27 protein-coding genes are annotated in these 23,794 nt (G+C 63.9%); 13 read left to right on the forward strand and 14 right to left on the reverse strand.

From position 1 onward, the window contains the following. Nucleotides 1-41 precede the first annotated feature (41 nt). Genes AC0L3B_RS32285 through AC0L3B_RS32295 form a run of 3 tightly spaced genes read right to left on the reverse strand, consistent with a single transcriptional unit; the run spans nt 42 to nt 2,461 of the window. The gene (locus tag AC0L3B_RS32285; RefSeq protein WP_018460295.1) at nt 42-752 is read right to left on the reverse strand and encodes an ABC transporter ATP-binding protein; all 711 of its coding nucleotides are present in this window, start codon (nt 750-752) and stop codon (nt 42-44) included. Continuing rightward, entirely contained in the window at nt 742-1,479 is a 738-nt protein-coding gene (locus AC0L3B_RS32290) for an ABC transporter permease (protein WP_018460294.1), read from the reverse strand. Before AC0L3B_RS32290 ends, AC0L3B_RS32285 begins: the two co-directional genes overlap by 11 nt. A gap of 1 nt (nt 1,480) precedes the next feature. Next, nucleotides 1,481-2,461, reverse strand: coding sequence for an ABC transporter substrate-binding protein (locus tag AC0L3B_RS32295; protein WP_247475200.1), 981 nt, complete (start codon nt 2,459-2,461; stop codon nt 1,481-1,483). 87 nt (nt 2,462-2,548) lie between these two features. On the opposite strand from AC0L3B_RS32295, the gene AC0L3B_RS32300 reads away from it, so the two are divergent. After that, nucleotides 2,549-2,908, forward strand: coding sequence for a hypothetical protein (locus tag AC0L3B_RS32300; RefSeq protein ID WP_018460292.1), 360 nt, complete (start codon nt 2,549-2,551; stop codon nt 2,906-2,908). 120 nt (nt 2,909-3,028) lie between these two features. Here AC0L3B_RS32300 and AC0L3B_RS32305 read toward each other — a convergent pair whose 3' ends face one another. Further along, the gene (locus tag AC0L3B_RS32305) at nt 3,029-3,847 is read right to left on the reverse strand and encodes a quinoprotein dehydrogenase-associated SoxYZ-like carrier (RefSeq protein WP_247475186.1); all 819 of its coding nucleotides are present in this window, start codon (nt 3,845-3,847) and stop codon (nt 3,029-3,031) included. A 50-nt stretch (nt 3,848-3,897) separates the two neighbouring features. Next, nucleotides 3,898-4,821, reverse strand: a complete 924-nt coding sequence (locus tag AC0L3B_RS32310) for a quinoprotein relay system zinc metallohydrolase 2 (protein WP_085395382.1) — start codon at nt 4,819-4,821, stop codon at nt 3,898-3,900. A 127-nt stretch (nt 4,822-4,948) separates the two neighbouring features. Between AC0L3B_RS32310 and AC0L3B_RS32315 the strand changes: the two genes are divergently transcribed. Together AC0L3B_RS32315 and AC0L3B_RS32320 are read left to right on the forward strand one after the other, a co-directional pair. Beyond that, nucleotides 4,949-5,830, forward strand: coding sequence for a substrate-binding domain-containing protein (locus AC0L3B_RS32315; protein WP_247475184.1), 882 nt, complete (start codon nt 4,949-4,951; stop codon nt 5,828-5,830). Nucleotides 5,831-5,840: 10 nt separating this feature from the next. After that, nucleotides 5,841-6,398, forward strand: coding sequence for a PQQ-dependent catabolism-associated CXXCW motif protein (locus AC0L3B_RS32320; protein ID WP_247475183.1), 558 nt, complete (start codon nt 5,841-5,843; stop codon nt 6,396-6,398). A 128-nt stretch (nt 6,399-6,526) separates the two neighbouring features. Here AC0L3B_RS32320 and AC0L3B_RS32325 read toward each other — a convergent pair whose 3' ends face one another. The 6 genes from AC0L3B_RS32325 to AC0L3B_RS32350 all read right to left on the reverse strand — a co-directional run bounded on the left by AC0L3B_RS32325 (nt 6,527) and on the right by AC0L3B_RS32350 (nt 11,381). After that, entirely contained in the window at nt 6,527-6,826 is a 300-nt protein-coding gene (locus AC0L3B_RS32325; protein WP_007601401.1) for a copper-binding protein, read from the reverse strand. A gap of 137 nt (nt 6,827-6,963) precedes the next feature. Further along, a complete protein-coding gene (locus AC0L3B_RS32330; RefSeq protein ID WP_026233992.1) occupies nt 6,964-7,578 on the reverse strand; it encodes a hypothetical protein in 615 nt (204 codons plus the stop codon). After that, complete coding sequence (locus AC0L3B_RS32335) at nt 7,575-8,423, reverse strand: ABC transporter permease (protein WP_018460286.1); 849 nt, start codon at nt 8,421-8,423, stop codon at nt 7,575-7,577. Before AC0L3B_RS32335 ends, AC0L3B_RS32330 begins: the two co-directional genes overlap by 4 nt. Then, nucleotides 8,420-9,226, reverse strand: a complete 807-nt coding sequence (locus AC0L3B_RS32340) for an ABC transporter ATP-binding protein (RefSeq protein WP_473381681.1) — start codon at nt 9,224-9,226, stop codon at nt 8,420-8,422. The genes AC0L3B_RS32335 and AC0L3B_RS32340 overlap by 4 nt, the downstream gene beginning before the upstream one ends. Then, complete coding sequence (locus tag AC0L3B_RS32345; RefSeq protein ID WP_473381682.1) at nt 9,223-10,215, reverse strand: YVTN family beta-propeller repeat protein; 993 nt, start codon at nt 10,213-10,215, stop codon at nt 9,223-9,225. Before AC0L3B_RS32345 ends, AC0L3B_RS32340 begins: the two co-directional genes overlap by 4 nt. Continuing rightward, nucleotides 10,200-11,381 carry an ABC transporter substrate-binding protein gene (locus AC0L3B_RS32350; protein ID WP_473351773.1) on the reverse strand — a complete coding sequence of 394 codons (1,182 nt, stop codon included), beginning with the start codon at nt 11,379-11,381 and terminating at the stop codon, nt 10,200-10,202. Before AC0L3B_RS32350 ends, AC0L3B_RS32345 begins: the two co-directional genes overlap by 16 nt. A gap of 127 nt (nt 11,382-11,508) precedes the next feature. On the opposite strand from AC0L3B_RS32350, the gene AC0L3B_RS32355 reads away from it, so the two are divergent. After that, the gene (locus AC0L3B_RS32355) at nt 11,509-12,009 is read left to right on the forward strand and encodes a DUF3280 domain-containing protein (RefSeq protein WP_085350576.1); all 501 of its coding nucleotides are present in this window, start codon (nt 11,509-11,511) and stop codon (nt 12,007-12,009) included. A 9-nt stretch (nt 12,010-12,018) separates the two neighbouring features. Here AC0L3B_RS32355 and fghA read toward each other — a convergent pair whose 3' ends face one another. Continuing rightward, nucleotides 12,019-12,864: an S-formylglutathione hydrolase gene (fghA, locus tag AC0L3B_RS32360; RefSeq protein WP_018460281.1), complete on the reverse strand. Its 846-nt coding sequence runs from the start codon at nt 12,862-12,864 to the stop codon at nt 12,019-12,021. 69 nt (nt 12,865-12,933) lie between these two features. Then, on the reverse strand, nt 12,934-13,554 hold the full coding sequence (locus AC0L3B_RS32365; protein WP_018460280.1) for a response regulator: 621 nt from the start codon (nt 13,552-13,554) through the stop codon (nt 12,934-12,936). 146 nt (nt 13,555-13,700) lie between these two features. Between AC0L3B_RS32365 and AC0L3B_RS32370 the strand changes: the two genes are divergently transcribed. From AC0L3B_RS32370 to AC0L3B_RS32410, 9 genes are all read left to right on the forward strand, one after another. Next, on the forward strand, nt 13,701-15,059 hold the full coding sequence (locus tag AC0L3B_RS32370; RefSeq protein WP_162496348.1) for a histidine kinase: 1,359 nt from the start codon (nt 13,701-13,703) through the stop codon (nt 15,057-15,059). A gap of 153 nt (nt 15,060-15,212) precedes the next feature. Beyond that, the gene (locus AC0L3B_RS32375) at nt 15,213-17,732 is read left to right on the forward strand and encodes a TonB-dependent receptor (RefSeq protein ID WP_245329511.1); all 2,520 of its coding nucleotides are present in this window, start codon (nt 15,213-15,215) and stop codon (nt 17,730-17,732) included. A 131-nt stretch (nt 17,733-17,863) separates the two neighbouring features. After that, entirely contained in the window at nt 17,864-18,163 is a 300-nt protein-coding gene (locus tag AC0L3B_RS32380; protein ID WP_085384859.1) for a hypothetical protein, read from the forward strand. Continuing rightward, the gene (locus AC0L3B_RS32385) at nt 18,160-18,393 is read left to right on the forward strand and encodes a hypothetical protein (protein ID WP_018460276.1); all 234 of its coding nucleotides are present in this window, start codon (nt 18,160-18,162) and stop codon (nt 18,391-18,393) included. The genes AC0L3B_RS32380 and AC0L3B_RS32385 overlap by 4 nt, the downstream gene beginning before the upstream one ends. Before the next feature lie 169 nt (nt 18,394-18,562). Then, entirely contained in the window at nt 18,563-18,730 is a 168-nt protein-coding gene (locus AC0L3B_RS32390) for a hypothetical protein (protein WP_007601419.1), read from the forward strand. Nucleotides 18,731-18,790: 60 nt separating this feature from the next. Further along, on the forward strand, nt 18,791-19,198 hold the full coding sequence (locus AC0L3B_RS32395) for a hypothetical protein (protein ID WP_018460275.1): 408 nt from the start codon (nt 18,791-18,793) through the stop codon (nt 19,196-19,198). 863 nt (nt 19,199-20,061) lie between these two features. Continuing rightward, nucleotides 20,062-21,525: a GH1 family beta-glucosidase gene (locus AC0L3B_RS32400; protein ID WP_204511933.1), complete on the forward strand. Its 1,464-nt coding sequence runs from the start codon at nt 20,062-20,064 to the stop codon at nt 21,523-21,525. A 147-nt stretch (nt 21,526-21,672) separates the two neighbouring features. Next, nucleotides 21,673-22,905, forward strand: a complete 1,233-nt coding sequence (locus AC0L3B_RS32405) for an acetyl-CoA C-acetyltransferase (RefSeq protein WP_446480086.1) — start codon at nt 21,673-21,675, stop codon at nt 22,903-22,905. Between the two features lie 356 nt (nt 22,906-23,261). Then, nucleotides 23,262-23,564 carry an HU family DNA-binding protein gene (locus AC0L3B_RS32410; RefSeq protein ID WP_007601427.1) on the forward strand — a complete coding sequence of 101 codons (303 nt, stop codon included), beginning with the start codon at nt 23,262-23,264 and terminating at the stop codon, nt 23,562-23,564. A gap of 70 nt (nt 23,565-23,634) precedes the next feature. Here the strand turns inward: AC0L3B_RS32410 and AC0L3B_RS32415 are convergent, their stop codons facing one another. Next, nucleotides 23,635-23,790 carry a hypothetical protein gene (locus AC0L3B_RS32415; RefSeq protein WP_247295101.1) on the reverse strand — a complete coding sequence of 52 codons (156 nt, stop codon included), beginning with the start codon at nt 23,788-23,790 and terminating at the stop codon, nt 23,635-23,637. Between the last annotated feature and the right edge of the window lie 4 nt (nt 23,791-23,794).

The following is a 23,794-nucleotide window of genomic DNA, read 5'->3' on the forward strand; positions in this document are numbered from 1 at the left end:
CCTCCCGCGAAGATGTCGTTGGTCCAATTGACCATGAGTTCTCATTGCGATTCAAGCTGCAACGCCGCGAGCTCGGCCCTGATCTTGCCGAGTTCGGCCTCGCTGCGCTCCGCGCGCGGGATGGCAATCGGCACCTCGCGCACGATGCGCGCCGGTCGCGGCGACAGCAAGAACAGGCGGTCGCCGAGCCGGATCGCGTCATCCAGGCTGTGGGTGACGAGCAACGTCATCACCGGACGGCGCGCCACCAGCGTCGCGATCTCGTCGCGCAAACGGCCGGCGAGTGCGTCGTCGAGCGAGGCGAGGGGCTCGTCGAGCACGAGCAGGTCAGGCTCGACGGCAAAGGCGCGAGCGAGCGCGACGCGCCGGGCGAGGCCAAGCGACAGCTCGCCTGGAAAATGACTGCGATGCGCGTCCAGCTCCAGGATCCTGAACAGCTCGGCGAGCTTGGCGTCGGTGACATCGGGTGCCGCAAGCCGCACATTCTGCTCGACCGAGCGCCATGGCAGCAGCCGCGGCTCCTGGAAAACCATGCCGATCCGCGCTTCCGGCGGGCGCGAGACGCGTCCCTCGAAATCGCGGTCGAGGCCGAGGATAATGCGCAGCATCGTGCTCTTGCCGCAGCCGGACGGTCCGATCAGCACGCCGACCTCGCCGGATTGAAGCGCGAAGCTGACCGGCGCGAGCACCTCCTGCGTCCCGCCCGCGGCACTCTTGAACCTCTTGCCTGTGATATCGACCTCAAGCCGCACGGGGTCGCCATCGTGTTGCGCGGGCTTCGAACGGTTGCACCAGCGCGGTCTCGATCACGAGCACGACGGCGGCGAAGGTTAGCGAATAGGCCAGCAGCCGCGGCGTGTCGAACAGCTGGAAGGCGACGCCGATCTCGAAGCCGACGCCGTTGGGGCGCCCCAGGAGTTCGGCGACCAGCACGATCTTCCACACCAGCGACAATCCGGAGCGGGCTGAGGCTGCGATATAGGGCGCCAGTTGCGGCAGCACGACGTGGCGGAAAGCGCGCCAGCGCGGCATCGCGAACACGCTCGCCATCTCGTCGAGCGAGCGGTCGAGCGCGCGCGCGCCCTCGCGCAGGGTGACGATGGCGGTCGGCAACTTGTTGATGGCGATCGCCGCGATCGCTGCGGCTTCGGTGAGCCCGGCCCAGATATAGGCCAGCACGATCACGACCAGCGCGGGCAGGTTCAGGAGCAGGATCAGCCAGGGATCGCCGAGCCGGTCGGCGAGCTTCACCCGTCCCATCAGATAGCCGATGGCGCTGCCGAGCGACATCGCCAGCACGAAGGCGAGGCTTACGCGGGCAAGCGTTGCGCCGAGATGCAGGAACAGCGCGCCGCTCGATGCTTCCGCGACGACGACGTCGAGCACGGCGGGCGGGGAGGGCAGCTTCGCGGCGCCGACGAAGAGGGCGGCGATCCACCAGATCGCGAGCAACAGGGCAAACGACAGAAGACGCAGCACCTCAGTCCCCGGCAACTGCGTGATAGAACGTGCCGGGATCGAGCTCGGCAGCCGGGCCGACGAGGTCGCGGCCGCCGGTCTCGGCCAGCACGCGGTAGAGCACGCGCGCGTCCCTTTCTTCGTCATCGATGCTCCGGCGCGGAATGCCGTCGCGATAGCGCTCGCGATAAGTCTTGAGCAGGGTGGCATCGCTCGTGCCGGTGAGCGGTGCGATCTTGTCCCAGGCGGCATCGGAGGTCACCAGCAGCTGCTTGGCCTTGCGGGTCATCGCGATGAAGCGCGCCACCGCATCGCGATGACTTGCCGCCCAGGTTTCGTCGAAGACATAGCCGACTGCGGAGACCGCGCCCTTGGCGCCGAGTTTCGGCAATATGTCCTCGATACCGGCAAGGCGTCTAAAACCCTTGGCCTCCAGCTGTGCGCAGAAATTCCAGAAATTGAGGCTCGCATCCATCTCGCCGTCGAGCGCCTTGGCGGCGAGCAGAGGCGGAGCACCATAGACGATGGTCGCCTCCGATTTCAGGTCGATGCCGTCCTGCTTCATGCGCGCCTGGAGCAGCAGCCAGCTCTTGTCGATGGGACCGCCGCCGACGGCGAGCTTGCGGCCCTTCAAGTCGGCGAGCGACTTGATCGGCGAGGAGGCCGGCACCATCACCGCGCCGAGCGCGCTGGAATAGGGATAGAAGGTGAGCTTGGCGCCAAGCGTGCGCTCGCGAGACACCCACAGCCAGTCGGAGAGGATGATGTCGGCATTGCCGGCGCGCAGCGCGATCTTGCCGGCCTCGGGGCTCGCAAGCTCGGCGACGTCGAGCGACAGGTCGGCCTCCTTGTCGAGGCCGTTGGCGCGGATCGCGGCCAGCTCCCAGGAGAATGTTCCGGTCTTCTGCACCGCAAGGCGAATCGTATCCGCGGCGCGGCCGGGCCCGGTTAGCGTCAGCGCCAGCGCCACCGCGAGCGCCAATGATCCACCAAATGTTCTCATCACCTTGGAGCCGTTTCCTCTGACAGAAGTGCTTTTCAGGACAATACGCATAGCATAGCTTCCGTCGCAACCAGCGGGAGGACGCTCATGAATCTGGCCGGACAGCTACGACCGATTGTCGCCGCATTGGCGGTGTGGGCTGCGACCGCGCTCGCCGCGCAGGCTGAACAGGCCAATGATTATCCGACGTCGGCGCGTGCCGAGTATGTCTATGGCTGCATGAAGGCGAATGGCGAGAGCCGGCAGGCGATCGAACAATGTTCCTGCTCGATCGACGTGGTGGCCTCGATCGTGTCCTATGAGCGCTACGTTACCGCAGAAACCGCGCTCAGCATGTCCCAGGTCCGCGGCAATCTCGGCGTCCAGTTCCGCACCTCGGAGCAGGCGAACTCGGCCGTGAATGATTTGAGGCGTGCCCAGGCGGAAGCCGAGGTGAGGTGTTTCTGACCGCTTGGTTGTACGACCACCGTATTCGTCATGCCCGGGCTTGTCCCCGGGCATCCACGTCTTGGCGGCACCTAAGATCGTGGATGGCCGGGACAAGCCCGGCCATGACGACCGGGAGCCTCACGTCCCCGGCTTCTCCACGTCCCACTCGTTCCGGAACACGTGTCCGTCCGTGTCCTTGGCTTCCGCGCGAAAACGCCTGGCGCCGTTGGATACATAGGTGAAGCGCAGATTTGGATCTTCCGAGATCGAGATGCCGCCTTCCATCGACAGCACGGGGCTGTCGTCCTGCGTCAGCTTGAGCTGGTTGATGAAGAAGGCGGGAATGTAGAGCTGTGTGACCTGGTCCATCTGCAGGCCGGAATTGTTGGGATGGCCGATCATGATCTGCGCTTCCCGCATGCGGCTCGCCGGGGCCTCCTGGCGCGCGAATTGGCGGTAGCGCATCTGGCCGAGCCGGTTCTGGGCCTCCTCGGCATTCTTCCCTGCTGGTGCCGAGCAGCCGCCGGAGGCCTTCACATAGACTTTCGAGACATAGAGCTGGCCATCGCTGAGCTCGGCCACCGCATGAACGTCGGTGTAATTGTTGACGCGCACGCGGGTCGAGATTTCAGTGATGTTGGCATCCGGTCCGAGCTCGAACTTCGCCGCCATCGGCGCGGGATTACGATCGATCACCAGCGTGATCGAACGGATGCGGCGGGCATCGCCGGGCGAGAGCTTGCTGCGCAGGGTCACCGGCACGATGGCCGCGTCTTCGGCACGATACGGCATCTCGATTCCAATGACATTGCCGCCGTCATTCATCGGACGGTTGCTGAAGATGTCCTGCACCAGGCCCGGCCAGGGATCGTAAGCCTCTTCCGCCTGCGCCGGCACGGCGAATGCAATGCCGAGGAGCAGGGCGATCAGAGGCAGTCGGCGCGTGCATCCCGTCATGGTCATGGTCCCGCGGACGAAGCAACGTTTCACGCATCGTAGCGCGTCCGCTACTCCCATTCAATTTCCGAAAATGCTGCGGTTGCGTTGCGGGCGTTGTAGTCGTCGAACAGCTCCCAGTGCGGCCGTTCCGAGGCGGCGGCCTTGTCTGCAGCGGTTCGGATCGGTTCGCCCTTCTTGTTCGACGCCCGGATGTCCGCCAGCAGTGCCGTCAGATAGCGCCGTTCATCGGTCAGCGCGGCAGGCCATTCACTCACAGGTCCGTGACCGGGAACGACGCGCTGCGCCGGAATGCTCTCGAGTTCCGCGAGGATGCGAAGCCAGCCGCGAATGCTGCCGTCCATCACCGGAATATGGCGGAGGAAGATGAGGTCGCCAGTGAACAGCGTCTTCGTCATCTCATCGAACACGGTCAGGTCATTGTCGCTGTGCCCGGCCGGCCAGGCCCGCAGGGTCAGGCGGCGCGCACCGAGATCGAGCATCAGGGTGTCCGTGACGAGCATTGTGGGCGGCACGATTTTCACAGGAGATATCAATTCGTCGCCCATGATGCGCCTAAAATTGTCGAGATAGTACGGCCCGCGGGCAGCGAGCGCCCGCGGCAGTCGGCTGTGACCGACGAAAATGGTGTCCCCGGCGACGAAAGCCGCATTGCCGAAAACATGGTCGGGATGGCCGTGGGTATTGATGACGTAGCGGATCGGCTTGCTGGTGCGGGCCCGCACCGCCGCCAGCAGCGCCTCGCCCTCGCGAACGCTACCGCCGGTATCAATCACGGCCACCGCATCTTCGCCCACGATGAAGCCGACATTGGCGATGTCGCCCTCGTTCTCGCGGGTCATCAGGGCGATGGTCCCGGAGTGTACGAAGATTCCCGGCGCGACTTCGCTCACAGGCAATTCGGCCGCTGCGGCGCATGCTAGCGTCGCTGTTACCAGGGACAAGGCTGCGATCACGAGAGCGATGCGAGACACTTTTCAGCCTCAGTTCAAAGGTTGCGCGCATTGCACTGCAACAAAGAAAGCCAGCACAAAGTCTGGCAAAACATGGCGCGTCATGCGTTGCATGGCTAGCATTCAAACAAGCCTAGGAGGAAGCGCGATGACGGAGGCCGGACGACATCGTCGCTGGTTGCTTTCACTGAGTATCCTGGTTGCGTCTTGCGCGTTCGGCGACGTCGCCATAGCGCAGACCAACGAGACGGGTGACCTCTCGTTCGAGCTGGTCGACCCCAAGGTGCTGCGCGTCTGTTCCGACCCGCGCAATCTGCCGTTCTCGAATGAGAAGGGCGAGGGGTTCGAGAACAAGCTTGCCGAGCTGTTTGCGGACAAGCTCCAGAAGAAGCTCGACTATGTCTTTTTTCCGCAAGCCACCGGCTTCGTGCGCATGACGCTCGGCTCGCATCGCTGCGACGTCATCATGGGTTTTCCCCAAGGCGACGACCTCGTGCAAGGCACCAATCCCTATTACCGCACGAGCTATGCCTTGGTCGCGAAAACAGGCAGCGGGCTGGAGGAGGTCGACACGCTCGAGGATGCCAGGCTGAAGGGCAAGCATGTCGGCATCGTCGCCGGCACGCCGCCTGCGACCAACATGGCCATCGCGGGACTGATGGGTGATGCAAAGCCCTATCCGCTGATGATCGACACGCGCTACGACAATTCGGCGCAGGCAATGATCGATGATCTCACGGCGGGCAAGATCGACGCCGGCGTGCTGTGGGGACCGATGGCAGGGTTCTACGCGAAGAAGGCGGGCTCGCTTCATGTCACGCCGCTGGTGAAGGAAACCACCGGGCCAAAACTGGTCTATCGCATCGGCATGGGCGTGCGTGGCGCCGACCAGAACTGGAAGCGGCAGCTCAACAAGTTGATCCAGGAGAACCAGGGCGAGATCAACAAGATCCTGCTCGACTTCGGCGTGCCGCTGCTGGACGAGAACGATCGGCCGCTCGGCGCGGAGACGGCCAAGAAGGCACCATGAGGCAGACGCCATGAGGCGGCACCTTGCCGCCGGGCTGGTCGCCGCCGTGCTGGTGGCGCAGGTCGTTGCGCAGCAGCAGGAGCCGTTCGAGCCCGAGGGCTATCGCACCGACAACTACCGCGCGCCCGTGCCGGCGACGCTCGGCGGCGCGCGCGTGCTGTCGACGTCAGAAGCCGAGGCGATCTGGCAGGCGAAGAGCGGCGCCTTCATCGACGTGCTGCCGCGCGCGCCGAAGCCGAAGAACCTTCCCGCGGGTACCGTTTGGCGCGAGGCGCCGCGCAAAAATATTCCGGGCAGCATCTGGCTGCCGGATACCGGCTACGGCACGCTGCCGCCCGCCATGGACGACTATTTCCAGCGCGGCCTGGCGCGTGCATCACACGGCGATAAGAACGCGCTGCTCGTGATCTATTGCCTGGCCGATTGCTGGATGTCCTGGAACGCCGCCAAGCGCGCGCTCGCGTATGGCTACTCCAACATCGCCTGGTATCCCGATGGCACCGACGGCTGGGAGCGTGCAAAGCTTCCGACCGAGGAGGCGCAGCCCGAGCCGCGGCCGGAGCAGTAGGCAAGAGATCGTCATGCCTGGGCTTGTCCCGGGCATCCACGTTCTTCGTGCCTCGTGGCTGTGCGTGGATGGCCGAGACAAGCCCGGCCATGACGCCCTGTCGCACGTGGGAAGAGGCGAGGAAAAGCTTACTGCTTCTGCAACTTCGTCAGCGTGCCCGTCCCGTTATTGTCGGTCGCAGAGTAGCTCACCCTGTCGCCGGCGTGGACGGCGTCGAGCATCGCGGCATCCTTGGCCTTGTACTCCTGGAGCGCGCCGGCGCCGCCTGCGCTGCCGCCGACTGTGCCCTTCTGCGTCTGCTGGATCGAAATCGTGCTGTTGAGCCGATCTATCCGTGTGACCATTCCGGTCAGATCGTCAGCGAATGCGCTGCTTGCGAGCATGCTGATGGCTGCAGCGCCTGCGAGGATGAATTTCGTGGTTCCCATCGAGGCCTCCCGATGCCTTGGATTACCCGTCGACAAGACATCCTAGACCGATTTGGTTCCGGCATATAGCACGGCGGCAGGTTAATGATCGCCATGGAGGCGCGGGAACCGGCCGCAAGCGGTCAATGAGGCTGACTCTATTCCATTTCCTGCTGGATCACGCGTCCAAGCGCAAACAGCCGCTGGTCGATGGTGGTGGGAACCTCGCAGACGAATCGCACCACCTTGTGGCGGTCCTCGAAAATGCGAGTCTTCCAGATCAGCTCGTTGCTGAGCGCATCGACCTTAGCCTCGTCGCGCGGCGTGGCGCCTTGGAGCGCCTGAAGCTGGACGCTCTCCTCGCGGATCTTGTCGGCGGCTTCGCGCTGCTTGCGGCTGACGCGTTCCAGCCCGCTCATGACCTGCGAGCGCTGAGCGTTGAGCGTGTCGAACAGGCCTGCGAACAGCAGTTTTGCGTTCGTGGTCTTGTCGGCCGCGGAGCCCGCCAAAAACTCCTTCACCAACTTCTCGCCCTCGTCCAGCGGCGTCTTGCGTGCCGACAGTTTGGCGACCAGCGCGCTGACCTTGGCGTCGTCCTTCCATTTGTTCTGCACGTCGTCGAGCGGAGGACCAGCCCATACGGCGGCGAGCGAAATTTCCGGCACTTTGGCCTGAGTGCAGGGCCAATCCGGATAGCGCGGATCGGCCGCGCGTGCCGCCGTGCTCGCGGCTGCGAGCATCAGAGCGGCCATGGCCAGAACCCGAACCGTCATCCTTCGCCTCCCGCAGGCCCCCGTCGCGCCAGCCCGCGCGAGGGATCATAGGCCAGAATCGCGCCGATCATGAAGACGATTGTGCAGGTCGCGACCACCGCCAGCGAGATCCAGTTGATCTGTCCGTACAGCGCGAAGCGGATCAGCTCGACCGCATGGGTGAACGGATTGGCCTCGCAAACATAGTAGAGATATGGGCTGCCCTCCTGCACCCGCCAGAGCGGGTAGAGTGCCGATGAAGCGAAGAACATCGGGAAAATGACAAAATTCATCACGCCGGCAAAGTTCTCCAGCTGCTTGATGCCGGAGGAGATCAGCATGCCGAGCGAGCCCAGCATCAGTCCGGACAGGATCAGTGCCGGCAGCACGGTGAGATAGCCTGACAGAGGAGGGGTGATGTCCCAGAACCAGGCGATCAGCAGGAACGCATAGACCTGGAGCAGCGACACCGCGGTGCCCGCGAGCAGCTTGCAGAACAACAGGTAGCCGCGCGGCAGTGGGCTCACCAGCAGCGTGCGCATGTTCCCCATCTCACGGTCATAGACCATCGAGAGCGAGGACTGCATGCCGTTGAAGAGCTGGATCATGGCCATCAGCCCCGGCGCGATGAAGACCTCGTAGAGGATGTAGGTCTCGTAGGGCGGGATGATGGAGATGCCGAGCACTTGGCGGAAACCGGCGGCGAAGATGAACAGCCAGACCAGCGGCCGCACCAGCGCCGAGACGAACCGCTCGCGCTGGTGCAGGAAGCGCAGTCCCTCGCGCCAGACAATGCCCGTGAGGCAGGTCATGTATTCGGCGGCCGAGAAGCCGCGCTGCGCCTCGCGCGTGGTGATGCTGCTCATGCGCCGCCGCCCGGCAGGGTCTGCGCGCCGGTCAGGCGCATGAAGGCGGTGTTGACGTCCTGCGCGCCGGCTTCCGCGACGACGCGGCTCATCGGTCCCTGCGCCAGCACCTTGCCCTGATGCAGCACCACGAGATCGTCACCGGCCATGATTTCGTCGAACAGATGCGTGGCCCAGAGCACGCCGATGCCTTGCTCGCTCACGAGCTGGCGCACATGGCTGATGATGTCGGCGCGCGCCTTGACGTCGAGGCCGACGGTGGGCTCGTCCAGCAACAGCAGGCGTGGCCGATGCAGCAGCGCACGGGCGATCTCCAGCCGCCGCATCTGCCCGCCCGAGAGATCGCGCACCTTGCTGCCGGCGCGCTCGGTAAGCCCGATGCGATCGAGCAGCTCGGCGGCTCGCGCCCGAGCCTCGCGGCGGCTGATGCCGTGGAGTGCGGCGTGATAGAGTAGGTTTTGCGTCAGCGACAGGTCGAGATCGAGCGTGCGCGGCTGGAACACGACGCCGAGCAACCGCAGCGCTTCGCCGGGACTCTTGCTGATGTCATGGCCGAAAATGCCGACGCGGCCGGACTGGATGCCGAACAGGCGCGTGATCAGCGAGAACAGCGTGCTCTTGCCCGCCCCGTTGAGGCCAAGCAGGGCCGTGAAGCTCGCGGGCTGCACGTTGAAGGACACGTCCATCAGCGCGCGGCGCGGTCCATAGGCGTGGCTGACGTCGTCGATCGATAGCGCGGGCACGGTCGCCGGATCGGGCCTTGGTGTTTCGCGTTGTTCGGCGATGGGAACAGGGATGGTCATGGCGCGATCGTGATACCCCAGGGCAGTTCGCCCACTTGAATGGTCTTGATCACCTTTTGCGCGGCGACGTCGATGACGGAGACGTCGTTCGAGACGCCATTGGTGGTGAGCAGAAATTTTTCGTCCGGCGTGAATGCCATGTGCCAGACCCGCTGTCCCACCAGCAGATATTTCGTCACCTTGCGCGAGGCGGTATCGACCACGGCGACGCGATTGGCGGGACCGAGCGCGATGAAGGCGGTCTTGTCGTCCCGGGTCATGCCGATGCCAACGGGCTGGATCGCCTCTTTCCTCAACCCCGGAATCTCGAAATTGATCTTGCCGGTCACCTCGTGCTTTCCGGGGTCGATGATCGAGACGGTGCCGCCGATCTCCGAGGACACCCACAATTCGGAAGCGTCGTGCTTGAATTCGGCAAAGCGCGGCCGCGCGTCGACCAGCACGTTGGCGACGATCTGGCGCGACGACGTGTCGATGAAATGCGCCATGTTGGTGGTCTCGGACGTGTTGATCAGCGTCTTGCCGTCCGGGCTGATGGTCATGCCCTCGGGCTCGACACCGACCTGGATGTCGCCAAGGCGGGCGCGCTTCTCGAGGTCGATCACGGTCACTGTGTTGTCGTTCTCGTTGGCGACATAGAGGACCTTGCCGGCGGCATCCTGGGCGAACAATTCAGGGTCGGGCCCGGAGGGCAGGCTGTCCACCACGGTTTGCGTCTTCGCGTCGATCATCTGGATGGTGTCGTCGTCGCCGACCGCGACCATCACGAACTTGCCGTCGCGCGTGAAGTCGATGCCGCGCGGGCGCTGGCCGACCTTGATGGTTTTGGTCACCGTCCAGCTATCGGTATCGATCACCGACACCGTGTTGCTCTTCTCGTTCGAGACATAGGCGATGAACGCATGCGCCGGCGCCGCCGCCAGCGCTAGTCCGGACAGCAATCCAACGCGCCACAAGCGCAACATCGTCTTCCTCACTTCAGCTTGCATTTGCTCTCCGGGCGGTCATAGCCGAGCGTGTCGAGCTCGGAGACCTGGTGCAGGAAACCTTCTTGCGGCGACACCGACACCACCATGCGGCCATCGACCAGCAGGATCGGCTGGCGCAGCTGCAGGTTCCAGTCGCGCAAGGTCAGCTTCGTGCCCTTGAAGGCGGCGACCGAGAACTCCGGGCCCTTGATGAAATCGGTGACCTTCTTGACGTCGCCGGAATTGGTGCGCGACGTGGCCTCTCCGATCATGCGCACGGCGGTCCACGCCTGCATGTCGAGCGCAGTCATCCGCCGCGCGTTGAGCTTGACGAAGCGGTTCTGCATCTGGATCGCGCCCCACTGGTCCTGCGCAGCGTCCCAGCTCCGCGGCACGAGGCCGGCCGAGCCCGCGACAGGCCGTGGATCCCAGGTGCGATAGGGCAGGTAGGCGCCGAACACCTCGCTCTCGTCAGCGGCGACCAGTACATCATAGGCCGGAGCTTGTTGCGTGAACACCGGCATCTGCCGCTGGATCAGCGTCACGCCGGAGTCCGTGCGGCGCGCGCCGCCTTTGTCTTCGAAGCTGCGCTCCTGCACGATCTTGGCGCCGAACCGCGTCGCGGTGCGCCGGAGCGCATCGGCGAACAGTCTGTCCTCGTCATGCGAGCCAACCACGAGCAGCCAGCGCTTCCATTGCTTCCACACCAGATACTGACCGAGCGCATCGGCCAGCATTGCGCGCGTCGGCGCGGTGTGGATGACGTTGGCACGGCAATCGGCCTCGCGCAGCCGCTCGTCGATCGCGCCGGCGTTGAACAGCAACGTGCCGCGCTCGCGCAGGGCGTCGGCGACCTTCAGCAGCGTGTCGGCCGGCAGGTCGGCGATGATGAAGCCGTTGCGTGCGGCGAGCTCTGTCGCGGCCTGCACGGCATCTTCGCCCTCCTTGATACGACGCTCCTCCAGCGCAAATCGCTGGTTGAGGAATTTGCCGGTAGTGTTGTTGTCCTCGATGGCCAGGCGTGCGCCGGCGACGCCGTCATTCTCCGCGGGCTGCTCGACCAGCGACAGCGTTGATCTGGTGCCGGCGATTCCGAGATAGCCGACGCCGATCATGACAGGGTCGGCTGCGAGCGCACTCGTCGCAGCAAAACCCAGGCAGATCAGGCCGACCAACCATCGGATCATGTTTCCTCCAGATGTTCTCCCCGGCTTGACCGCCGATGGAGAATTGTCTCTGCTAAAGCATGACCGATTTGTCAGGGCATGCAACCCCGCATTTCGTCCTCACGCCGCCACGCCGGGAATCACGATCATGCGAGCGCTGATATGTTTCGCCGCTTTGCTGTTGACGGGCTCGGCCGCATTCGCCGATCCGCCGAAACTCGCGGTGTTCGATTTCGAACTGATCGACACCAGCCTGCCTGGCGAGTTCTACGGCTCCAAGCCCGAGGAAGCGCGGCTCGACCTCATCAGCGAGCAGTTGCGCAAGGCACTGGTTGAGTCAGGCAGGTTCCAGCTGCTCGATATCGCGCCGGTCCGGGACGCGGCCCGTCACGCCAATCTGCAGGCCTGCGGCGGCTGCGACCTCAAGCTTGCCGGGCAGCTGGGTGCCGATTTGGAAATCACCGGCATGGTGCAGAAGGTCTCGAACCTGATCATCAATCTGAACATCTACCTGCGCGACGTGAAGACCGGCAACATGATCACGGCCGCCAGCGCCGATATGCGCGGCAACACCGATGAATCCTGGACGCGCACGATGAGCTATCTGATCCGCAACCGCTTGCTGGCGCCGAACTACGGCAAGCCGTGAGGGAGATATTTACCCCTTCAATCGCTCCGCATGCCAGTGCAGGTGATCGCCCATGAAGGTCGAGATGAAGTAATAGCTGTGGTCGTAGCCCGCCTGCCGCCGCAGCGTCAGCGGAATGTTGGCCTTGGCACAGGCCGCCTGCAGCAATTCAGGACGAAGCTGCTCTTTCAAAAAGTTATCGGCCTCGCCGACGTCGACGAGGAAGCCTGAAAACTTCGCGCCGTCCTCGATCAGCGCCACCGTGTCGTGGCTGCGCCAAATGTCCTTGTTCGGCCCGAGATAGCCGGTCAACGCCTTGATGCCCCAGGGCACGAGCGACGGCGCGACGATCGGCGCAAAGGCGCTGGCCGCGCGAAAACGGTGCGGGTTGCGCAGCGCGACCGTCAGCGCGCCATGGCCGCCCATCGAATGGCCCATCACCGATTGGCGCTTCGCATCGACCGGAAAATTTTCCGCCACGAGTTTCGGCAGTTCGTCGGTGACGTAGCTCCACATGCGATAATTGCTTGAAAACGGCGCTTCCGTCGCGTCGACATAGAAGCCGGCGCCAAGACCGAAATCATAGGCATTATTGGCATCGCCGGGCACGTCGGGGCCTCGCGGGCTGGTGTCGGGCGCGACGAAGATCAAGCCGAGCTCGGCGCAGGCTTTGCGGAATTCGCCCTTCTCGGTGACGTTGGCGTGCGTGCAGGTGAGGCCGGAGAGATACCAGACCACAGGCAGCTTGGCGCCCTGTGCGTGCGGGGGAACATAGACCGAGAACGTCATGTCGGTTCCGGTCGCCTGGCTGGCATGGCGATACACGCCCTGCACGCCGCCATAGGATGTATTGGTCGAGACAGTCTGGATCGTCATGCCGTTATGCTCCGTGGCATCAACCACATCAGGATTGCAACGCTTGTGTGACCGAATTCGCGGCGGCCGTCAGGCCACGCCGCTGTCGATCGCCAGCCGCACCAGCTCGACAGAGGTTTTCACCCCGAGCTTCTGGCGCATGATGGACGAGGTGTTGGCGACAGTCTTGTAGGACGACTGCACCAGCCAGGCGATCTCGGATAGGCTCTTTCCGGCGCTGAGCAGCCGCAAAATCTCCATCTCGCGCGCGTTCAGCTTCGACAGCGGGCTTTGCGCCAGCGCGGGTCCCGCAAAGGCGATGCTGCGCGCGATCGCGCTCGGCAGATAGGTGCCGCCGCCGCCGACGGTGCGAATCGCCTCGACGAGATCGTCGGGGTCACCGGTCTTGGAGACATAGCCCTTGGCGCCGCACTCGATCGCCCGCGCGGCAAAAGCAGGGTCGTCGTTCATGCTGAACATGATGATCCGGGCCTCGGGCGCGCGCTCGAGGATGCGGCGCGCGAGCTCGAAGCCGGACACGGTCGGCAGGTTGATGTCGATGATCGAGAGGTCGGGGCGCTCGACGATGAAGACGCACTCGCCGTCTTCGGCGTCGGCGGCCTCCAAAATCTCGATCTCGCCCTCGTCCGCCAGCACGGCACGGCAGCCGGAGGCGACGATGGGATGATCGTCGACGATCAAAATGCGCATAGGCGTTCCTCGCGACAGCGTCTTGGCCTGTTTCGCGCCCGGCCGGGATTGCTGTACGCTTTCGATTAGATATCGGGCGCTTCGCCTCTGTCAACGTTATCGGACAAGGGGCAGGCCAATCCTTCGCGGGGGCACGGGCGATACCAATGTGGCAAAATCTATCCTTGCGCGGGCGCATCAACCTGCTGCTGGCGCTGCTGCTGGCGCTGGGACTCGCCGTGAATATCGGCCGCCAGGTCGCGGAAGCCGGGCCGCGCGTGCAGGCCGAGGACCAGAGCGTGATCCGGCTCGCGCGCGAATTCATCGAGATGATCGTTGCGGATCTCAACGAGGCGCCCGATCCGGAAGCCAGGCTGAACCAGATCGCACGCGACCTCAGCCGCCTGCGCCATGTCAGCATCGCGCTTCGGGACGAAGCCGGCCGTCCGCTGACGCAGCCCCGGACCGACGCCGATGACGACACCCGCGCGCCGCCGGCCTGGTTCGTCAGCCTGGTTCATCCCGAGCAGACCGCGGTGAGCGTGCCCGTCTCGATCCATGGCAAGCCGGGTTCGCTGCTGATCACCTCCCATCCCGATGACGAGATCGCCGAGATCTGGGACGCCATCGTGACCCAGCTCGAGGTCGGCTCGGTGATCGCGCTGGCGCTGTTCCTGGTGATGATGAATGTGATCGGCCGGGCATTGGCGCCGCTCCAATCCCTTGCGGACGTGATGGCCGAGCTCGAAGACGGGCGTTATCAGGCGCGCGTCGCGCCGGGCGGCGCGCCGGAACTCGCCGCGATCTGCACCAAGCTCAACCATCTTGCGGCAACGCTCAGTGACGCCATCGAGGACAAGCGGCGCCTCGCCGAGCGAACGGTGTCGCTCCAGGACGTCGAGCGCAAGGAGATCGCGCGCGAGCTCCATGACGAGTTCGGGCCATACTTGTTCTCGCTACGCGCGCATGCCAGCGCGCTGGCGAAGCAGGCGGACGGACGCGCCCCGAATGCGGAGGCCGTGCGAAAACACGGCAGTGCCATGCTGGAGCAGATCAACGCGCTTCAGCAGTTCAATCGCCGCGTGCTGGAGCGCCTCCGGCCAGTCGGCCTGGCCGAGCTCGGCCTGCGCCAGGCGCTGGAATCGCTGTCTCGGCTGTGGCGGGAGTCGCATCCCGATGTCACCATCGAGACCGTGATCTCGCCGGCGCTTGGCGTCACCGGGGAGACCGCCGACCTCACCATCTACCGCATCGTGCAGGAGGCGCTCACCAACGTGTTCCGCCACGCCGGCGCGACCTCGGTTAACGTCGTCATCGAGCCGGTGGCGGAGGCGGCAAGCGACGGCCGCAGCTGTGCCCGGGTGCGGGTCAGCGACAATGGCCGCGGCATGGAGCCCGGCCAAAAGCTCGGCTTCGGGCTCGTCGGCATGCGCGAGCGGATTCTCGCGCTGGGCGGCACGCTCAACGTCGTCTCGGGTGACGGTGGTCTGACCGTAGAGGCCCTGGTCCCGACGGCAGCGGCCTGATCGCGTCGGGAAAAATTCCCGATTTGGTCGGGAAAATTGGTGCGATACGGCCCGACCTTTTGTGGCTGGCGCACGCATTCCTGCCGATTACACTCGTCTCGACCAACCGGGGGAAGATCAAAACAGTCGGTGGTCACGGATGGGAAGGCTGGGATGGGCGATCGTGTTTGGTTCAAGCGTTTTCGGTTCAAGCCTATTGGGTTCAAGCCTCTTGGGTTCAATCGTCGTTTGTTGATCGCCTTGGTTTCGACCGGGCTGCTCTCCGTCTTCGCGATCCCCGCGGGGGCCGCGCAGGACGAGGAAACCAACGTCCAGAACCTGCCGCCGGTCGAGGTGACGGCGCCGCCGCGGTCAACGGCGCGGCGCACCGCGTCATCGCGTCCGGTCGCGCACATCGGAGCGCCGTCATCCGCCAGCCCCAAGACGCGCCTCTACGTCTATCCGACCGCGCCGGGTACCGGCAGAGGTCTTGACGTCGACAAGGTCCCCTCGGCGATCAACGCCGTCGACGCCAGCCAGATCAAGCGCACCGGCTCGCTGAACATCACCGACGCGCTTCGCGACAACATCGCCGGCGTCAACATCAGCGAGGTTACCGGCAATCCATTTCAGCCGGATGTCGAATTCCGCGGCTTCGTTGCCTCGCCGGTGACGGGCACGCCGCAAGGCCTCGCTGTGTATCAGAACGGGGTTCGCATCAACGAGGCCTTCTCCGACGCCGTCAACTGGGACCTGATCCCGACCGCGGCGATCCGGTCGGTGACGCTCGTGACCAACAATCCCGCCTTCGGCCTCAACGCGCTGGGCGGCGCGATCAATTTGCAAATGAAGGACGGTTTTACCTATCAGGGCTCGGAGCTTGATCTCATGGGCGGCTCGTTCGGCCGCATTCAGGGCTCGGCGCAATGGGGCAAGACGGTCGACAAGAACTACGGCGTCTATGCCGCGCTCGAAGGCCTGCACGACAACGGCTTCCGCAATTTCTCCCAATCGGACGTGCGGCGCTTCTACGGCGACGTCGGTTACAAGGCGGGCGACAGCGAATTCCACGCCAACATGGGCGTCGCCAAGAACGATTTCGGCGCCAACGCCACCGTTCCCGCCGAGCTGCTCGACAAATATTGGGGCGCGACCTACACGACCCCGCAGACCACTTCCAACCGCGTCGGCTATCTCAACCTGACGGGCAAGGTCGATGCGACGCCGACCTGGACGCTCGAAGGCACCGCGCATGTGCGCAGGTACGAGCAGAAGCTCGTCGACGGCAATCCGACCGACGCGCAGGAATGCACTGACCCGGGGCTCGCTGGGCTTCTTTGCTTCGGCGACGGCGCCACACCGGCAAACGGCGTGAACGGCCTGCCGCTTGCCAATCCTTTCGCGTCCGGGACCATCCTCGGCGAGATCGACCGGAGCTCGATACGTTCGACCACCTTCGGCGTGTCGGGGCAGGCCACCAACACCGACCAGCTGTTCGGCCACGACAACCGCTTCGTGATGGGCGCGACCTATGACGCCAGTGTCACGCGCTATAACGCCACCGCCGAAATCGGCACGATCGGAGAAAGCTACGTCGTCAGCGGCGGCGGCCTCTTCCTGGGGCCGACTGGCGTACCTGATACCGTTGCCGGCCCTGTCTCGCTGCGGACCGTCAATCAATATAACGGCCTCTACGCAATGGACACGTTCAATATCACGGACGCCTTCGCCGTCACCGGCGGCGGCCGGTTCAACGTCGCGCGCATCACGCTGGAGGATCAGCTCGGGACCGATCTCAACGGCGATCACACCTTCACCCGCTTCAATCCGGTAATCGGCGGCACCTACAAGATCACGCCGGAGCTGACGGCCTACGCCGGCTATTCCGAGGCCAACCGCGTTCCGACGCCGCTCGAGCTCGGCTGCTCGGATCCAGCCCGTCCCTGTCTGATTGCCGCGTTTCTCGTCTCCGATCCGCCATTGAAGCAGGTCGTGTCCAAGACCGTGGAAGCGGGCCTGCGCGGCAGCAGGGAGCTGAACATCGGCACGCTCGGCTGGAAAATCGGCGGCTTCCGCGCCACCAATTACGACGACATCGTCGCCGTTCCCGCAGTCGGCCGCACCGGCTTCGGCTATTTCTCCAACGTCGGCCGTACCAGGCGTCAGGGGCTCGAAGCTGAGGTCAACATCAAGTCGCCCACGCTTCAGTTTCAGGCGAGCTACGCTTTCGTCGACGCACGCTATCTCGACGCTTTCGCGCTCGGTTCCGAAAGCTCGTTCAGGGATACTGTCACCGAGACCATTCAGGTGCTACCCGGCAACCAGCTCCCCGCGATCCCGCGCCATCGCGTCAAGGTCGGCATCGACTATGCCGTCACCGACGTGTGGAAGGTTGGCGGCAACGCGCTGTTCGTCTCCAGCCAATATCTGGTCGGCGACGAGTCCAACCAATATACGAAGCTGCCGTCCTACACCGTGTTCAACTTGCACACGTCCTACCAGGTGACCAAGAACGTCCAGCTCTACGGCAAGATCGACAATATCTTCGACAGGCGCTACGCGACCTACGGACAGTTCTTCGACCGCGAAGCCGTGCCCAACTTCACCAATGGCGGTGCCGAGTTCACCGACCCGCGCTCGCTCAGTCCGGCAAGGCCGCGTGCGTTCTATGCGGGGATGCGGGTGACGTTCTGATCTTGGCTCGGTAAGCCCGGGTTGGCGCCGCCCGGCATGGCGTGTCACGCCGGCTCTGCTCTACCTCAAGCCGATTGACTCATTGTTCATGTTTTGTTCTTATGCTGCTCGTCCAGCCAAGGGAGCGAGCCATGGACAACCGCATCAACGAAATCCGCAGGATCATCAGGGCGTTACGCGTCAGCATGCGTGAGGCCGAGGCGATCATGCATGAGCAGATCAACAGGGACGAGGACTGCAGCTTCGTCGCAGGCGAAGTCATGAAGATGCGCACGGTAATGAGCGGGCTCGTTCAGGAGCGGGCCGCGCTCGGAGACACCGACCCGATCGTCGTCGCCAGCCTGTTCGTTCCCCGCCGTCGGCCGATGCCATCGCGCGTCGGGGTTGAGAAGCGCAGCCTTGTTCCGCCGCGAAAGATGGCACGAGCATGAAGGGGGAGAGGCCGACCTACTTCTCCGACATGCAGGAGCCGCCGGAATTTCTGAAGGCGCTTCATCATGCGCGGCGCCTGTCCTGCCTCGAGGGTTGGTGCCGCATGCACATCGAGGCCATCCAGGTTGCGATTGATCAGTACGCGGAGGCGGCTCTCGGTAACCGGGAGTTCTTCCTCAATAAGCCGCACAGCATCGGTGGAAGTCGCAGCGGCGGCGACGTGCCGTGACAGCGGTGCGTGTCAGCGTATCGACCTTTTGACATCTCCGATGATCCCGCCCGCCGGCGAAGCTTGGCGTCGCGTTGTTTTTACCGATCGGAAACCATAGCGAATGATCCTAAAATTGTAACGAAACTGTTCGGCTGTCTCTGCGTCGGTTCGTCGGAGGGCCCGTCCGATGACAGAGCACCAGTTGAGAGAGCAGGAATTCCAGATCGCGCGGTACCGGCATTTGGAGCGCGAAGTGACCGATCCACTTGCCGCCTGTCTGCTTCACAGCATCATTGAAGACCTGGAGGCCGAGCTGCGCAGGAATAGCCCGGATTGGCACGGGCCGCGCGATTAACGCTTTGTTAGCGCTGATCGTGTCGATATGCGCGAGGAAATACCAGGGGAGACTGCTCCCATGTTGAAGGACGGCACCTACGCCGCCTGGTACAAGACGCCGCTCGATCAGGGGACCGGGATCGTCCATATCGCAGACGGACAGATCTGGGGCTGCGACAGCCTGATGACCTATCACGGCTCTTGCAAGGTCGACGGCGATCGCTTCACCGCCACCGTGTCGACGAAGCGCCATACCGACGGACGCGCAACCGTGTTCGGCGTCGACGATGAGCTCACGCTGGACATCGAGGGAAACTGCCCGGGCAAGGTGGCGACCTACACGGCGACGGCAGCGCAAGCGCCGGGAATGATCCTCCAGGGTACGCTGATTCTGACGGAACAGCAGGCGCCCGCACCTGAACGAACCGGGCAGATGCCGCCGTTCAATCCCGACAAGCTGCCAAAGTTGCCGAAGCGCTCGCGCTGATCGCGGAAGCCCGCGCGCCACCGCGGCGGAAGGACCTCATGTCTGCTCCCGACCCAGGCAGACATTCCGCAATCCAGGCTCGCCAAGCAACGAGAACGGTCCCGTCGTTGGTCATGGCAACACCGAGCCAATTCATCCGCGCTGGATTCCCGCCGTCATCAAGCGATCACTGCGAATACGAAAGCTGATCTTCCGTGACGACTCGCTCGATTTTCTCCGACTTGCACTTGATGCGGTATCGGAGACGTCCATCGGACTCGATGGGCATATGCTGGACGATGGTGTAAATCATCGGTGGCTCAGTTGCGGCACGTCCTTGTGGGCCTTGGGGCTGGTGGCGAACGTCTTCATTCAGCTTGTAGGCATACGACATATATCTACCTCGAATTCACGGTGGCTCTGACGCGGGTCAGTCATTGTATCCCTGGCAGGACAGGCGCTTGGTCAAGCGGAAGAGGTTACCACAGTCTGATGCGGTCAAACCGCGTCATAAGTCAGTCGTTCTCTTGCTTGACCGGTGCAGACAGACAATCGCCCAGAGCGGAGCGGCGATGGCTGCAGCATACGCCATATTTGCGAAGTTTGGTCGTAATTTCCGAGCGGTATATGGCATTCTGTGAGCCTACGGGCCCTCGTATCGAGGGAACTGACAACTTCCTTGCCGGATTGGGCTGGAATTCGAATGACGGTGGGGCTGGTATTTCGGCTTTGGGGTAGCTCTGCCGACGATCGCCCTAGCCCCTTTCGGACAACTTTGTCGCATTCCGCAATCCTGCATCCTCGGCCCTCGGCTCGCCCGCTTCTCAAACGACCCGCGATTCGCCATGGTGCCACCGAAAGAGCATCACCCCGGAGCACGATCAATGTCGGACAAGGTCTCGCGTCGCCAGTTCGCCACGCTGGCGGGATTGTCCGCAGCCGGAATCGCCAATCCTCTCGAGGTCGCGGACGCCAAGCCCGCATCGCCGCCGCGAAACGTGGACGGTTTCCCCGCGGGCTTCGTCTGGGGCACGGCGACCTCGTCCTATCAGGTCGAGGGCGCGGTCAACGAGGACGGGCGAGGGGCCTCGATCTGGGACAAGTTCGTCCGCATCCCCGGCAAGATCGAGGATGGCTCGACCGGCGACCGCGCCAACGAGCACTATCACCGCTACAAGGAGGACATCGCGCTCATCAGGGAGCTCGGCTGCAAGGCCTATCGCTTCTCGGTGGCCTGGCCGCGGCTGTTTCCGGACGGCGACGGCAAGCCCAACCCGAAGGGACTCGATTTCTACAACCGCCTGGTCGACGAACTCCTCAAGAACGGCATCGAGCCGTGGCTGACGCTCTATCATTGGGACCTGCCGCAATCGCTCCAGGACCGGTTTGGCGGCTGGCGGTCGACGGAGACCTGCAAGATCTTCGGTGATTACGCGGCCTATGTCGCCGAGCACCTGACCGATCGCGTCAAGAACGTATTCACACTGAACGAGAGCGGTCGCTTCGTCTATTTCGGCTACGGCATCGGCATCGACGCGCCCGGCGTGACGCTGCCACAAGCCGAGGTCAACCAGATCAGGCACAACAGCGCGCTCGCGCACGGGCTTGCGGTGCAGGCGGTACGCGCCCATGGCCGCCGTGGCACCAGGGTGGGGCCGGCGGAGAACATCGATGCCTGTGCCCCCGCGATCGACACGCCGGAGAACGTCCGCGCCGCAGAGATCGCGCTGCGCGAAATGAACGCCGGCTATCTCAACGTCATCATGACGGGCCAGTACACCGACGCCTTCCTGAAATTCGCCGGGCGCGACGCGCCGAAATACACGGATGCGGAGCTGAAGATCATCTCCTCGCCGGTCGATTTCCTCGGCCTCAACATCTACGCGCCGCAGAACTATGTGGTGGCCTCCGACCAGGGCGCGGGCTTCATGCCGCTGCCGATCCCGAAATCCTTCCCGCACATGAATTCGGACTGGCTGCGCGTCGGCCCCGAGACGATCTATTGGGTGCCCAAGCTGGCGGCAAAGATCTGGAAAACGGACGCGATTTATATCAGCGAGAACGGCACCTCCGGCGACGACGTCGTGACGCCCGACGGCAAGATCTACGACACCGACCGCATCATGTATTTGCGCAACTACCTGGCCCAGCTCCAGCGCGCCACCGCCGAAGGCGTGCCGGTGCGCGGCTACTTCCTCTGGAGCCTGATGGACAATTTTGAATGGGTGTTCGGGCTCAACAAGCGCTTTGGGCTTTACCACGTCAATTTCGACACCCAGGTGCGCACGCCGAAACTCAGCGCCAGCTTCTATCGCAACGTGATCGCGAAGAACGCGGCGGGGGTGTGATCGCTCTCCCTCGCCCCGCTCTGCGGAAGGGCGACGAGCTTGGCTCGCGTTGAGAGGGCGGGGTGAGACGGTTCCGCCAGCGCGCATTGACTCCCTTCGCCCGCTGATTCAAAACGCCTCCAACCATTCAACAAGAGGATAACGCCAATGACCGACGCACTCATCATCGATGCCTGCCGGACCCCGCGCGGCGTCGGCAAGGCCGGCAAGGGGGCGCTCTCGGGCATTCATCCGCAGCAGCTGGGAGCAACCGTGCTGCGCGCGCTCGCGACGCGCACCGGCATCGACACCGCCGACGTCGACGACATCATCTGGGGCTGCAGCGCGCAGGTCGCAACGCAAGGCGGCGATCTCGGCCGCATGTCGGCGCTGGACGCCGGCTACGACGTATGCGCCAGTGCCGTGACGCTCGACCGCTTCTGCGGCTCCGGCATCACCGCCGTCAACATGGCCGCAAGCTCGATCATGTCGGGCACGGAGGATCTCGTCGTCGCCGGCGGCTGCGAGATGATGTCGATGGAAGGACGCCGCGGGGGCGGCCCGATGATGATGGACAACGGCAATCTGCGCCTGCGTGCGCGGCATCCGCAGTCGCATCAGGGCGTCTGCGCCGACGCGATCGCGACGCTTGAAAACATCACGCGAAGGGACGTCGACGCGCTTGGCCTCGAAAGTCAGAAGCGTGCCGCGCATGCGATCACGAACGGCCACTTCAAGAAGAGCCTCGTGCCGGTGCATCGCGAGGACGGCAGCCTCGCGCTCGACCATGAAGAATATCCGCGGCCGCAGACCACGATGGAAGGGCTGAGCGCGTTGAAGCCCGCATTCCCCGCGGTCGCCGACCATGCGCTCGACGACAAGGGCACGACCTATCGCGGCCTGATTCTGCAGAAGTACCCCGACCTCGAGATCGACTTCATGCACCACGCCGGCAATTCGTCCGGCGTCGTCGACGGCGCCGCCGCGATCCTTCTGGCTTCGCCCGCCTACGCCAGGGCGCACGGCCTGAAGCCGCGCGCCCGCGTCGTCGCGATGGCGAATATGGGGGACTCGCCGACGCTGATGCTGAACGCGCCGGTACCGGCGACGCACAAGGTGCTGGCGAAGGCGGGGCTGACCATCGACGACATCGACCTGTTCGAGATCAACGAGGCCTTTGCCGTGGTTGCGGAAAAATACATCCGCGACCTCAAGCTCGACCGCGCCAAGGTCAACGTCAACGGCGGCTCGATCGCGCTCGGCCATCCCATCGGCGCCACCGGCTCGATCCTGATCGGCACCCTGCTCGACGAGCTTGAACGGCGCGACTTGAAGCGCGGTCTCGTCACCATGTGCGCGGCCGGTGGCATGGCCCCGGCCGTCATCATCGAACGTATCTAGCGCGAGCGAAGCTCGTCGCGCTCCCTGGAAATAAGGGAGAGAAAGTACCCGCGATCGCCACATCACGACGATCTAGGCTTATTTTCCAGGGTGAATCGCGACCGGACTCCGACAAAGAGGCCGGTCATCGCTTGTCGAAAGCATCGAATCAGCTTTAGCAAGGCTGCGTGCGGGCCTTTGAAACAAGGTAAAATCCGCTGCCTGAGGCTTCTCCCGCTCCGGAAGTGGCTAAAAAGCAGGGTTTTTTGCCACAGAGGGCCAAAAAGCCCGTAAAACCCCGACAAAACTGGGCAGAAGGCTATAGGCCTTCACCGGTTGGTCTAATATGCAGCCGTCAACGAATCAGAGGAGACACGATGGCCACCCAAATGTCGAAATCGCAGCTGATCGAAAAGATCGCGACCACCACCGAGCTTTCCAAGCGTGACGTCAAGAGCGTCATGGAGACGCTGACCGACGTCGGTCACAAGGAGCTCAAGAAGAACGGCCTGTTCCTGGTGCCGGGCTTCGCCAAGTTCGTGGTCATCAAGAAGCCCGCCACCAAGGCGCGCAAGGGCACCAACCCGTTCACGGGCGAAGAGATGATGTTCAAGGCCAAGCCGGCCCGGAAGATCGTCCGCGCCCGCCCGGTCAAGGCCGCCAAGGACGCCGTGGGCTAACAACGCAAAGGCCCCCTCGAGCGAGGGGGCCTTTTGTTCGGGGCTGTCGCGAGGACTTGAGACGGAGGGCTCAACCCTTGCGGCGCTTCGCGCGGACCGGGATCGGCTGAAGCCGCGGTCCGGATGCCGCCAGCGCATCGCGAACCCCGTCGATGGCGCGATCGAGCAACTGGCGCAACCGCTGCGTCTTTCGCGATTGCTTCGCTTTTTCCAGCAGTTTCTTCATCGCA

The organism is Bradyrhizobium sp. Kon56 (genome assembly GCF_055807635.1).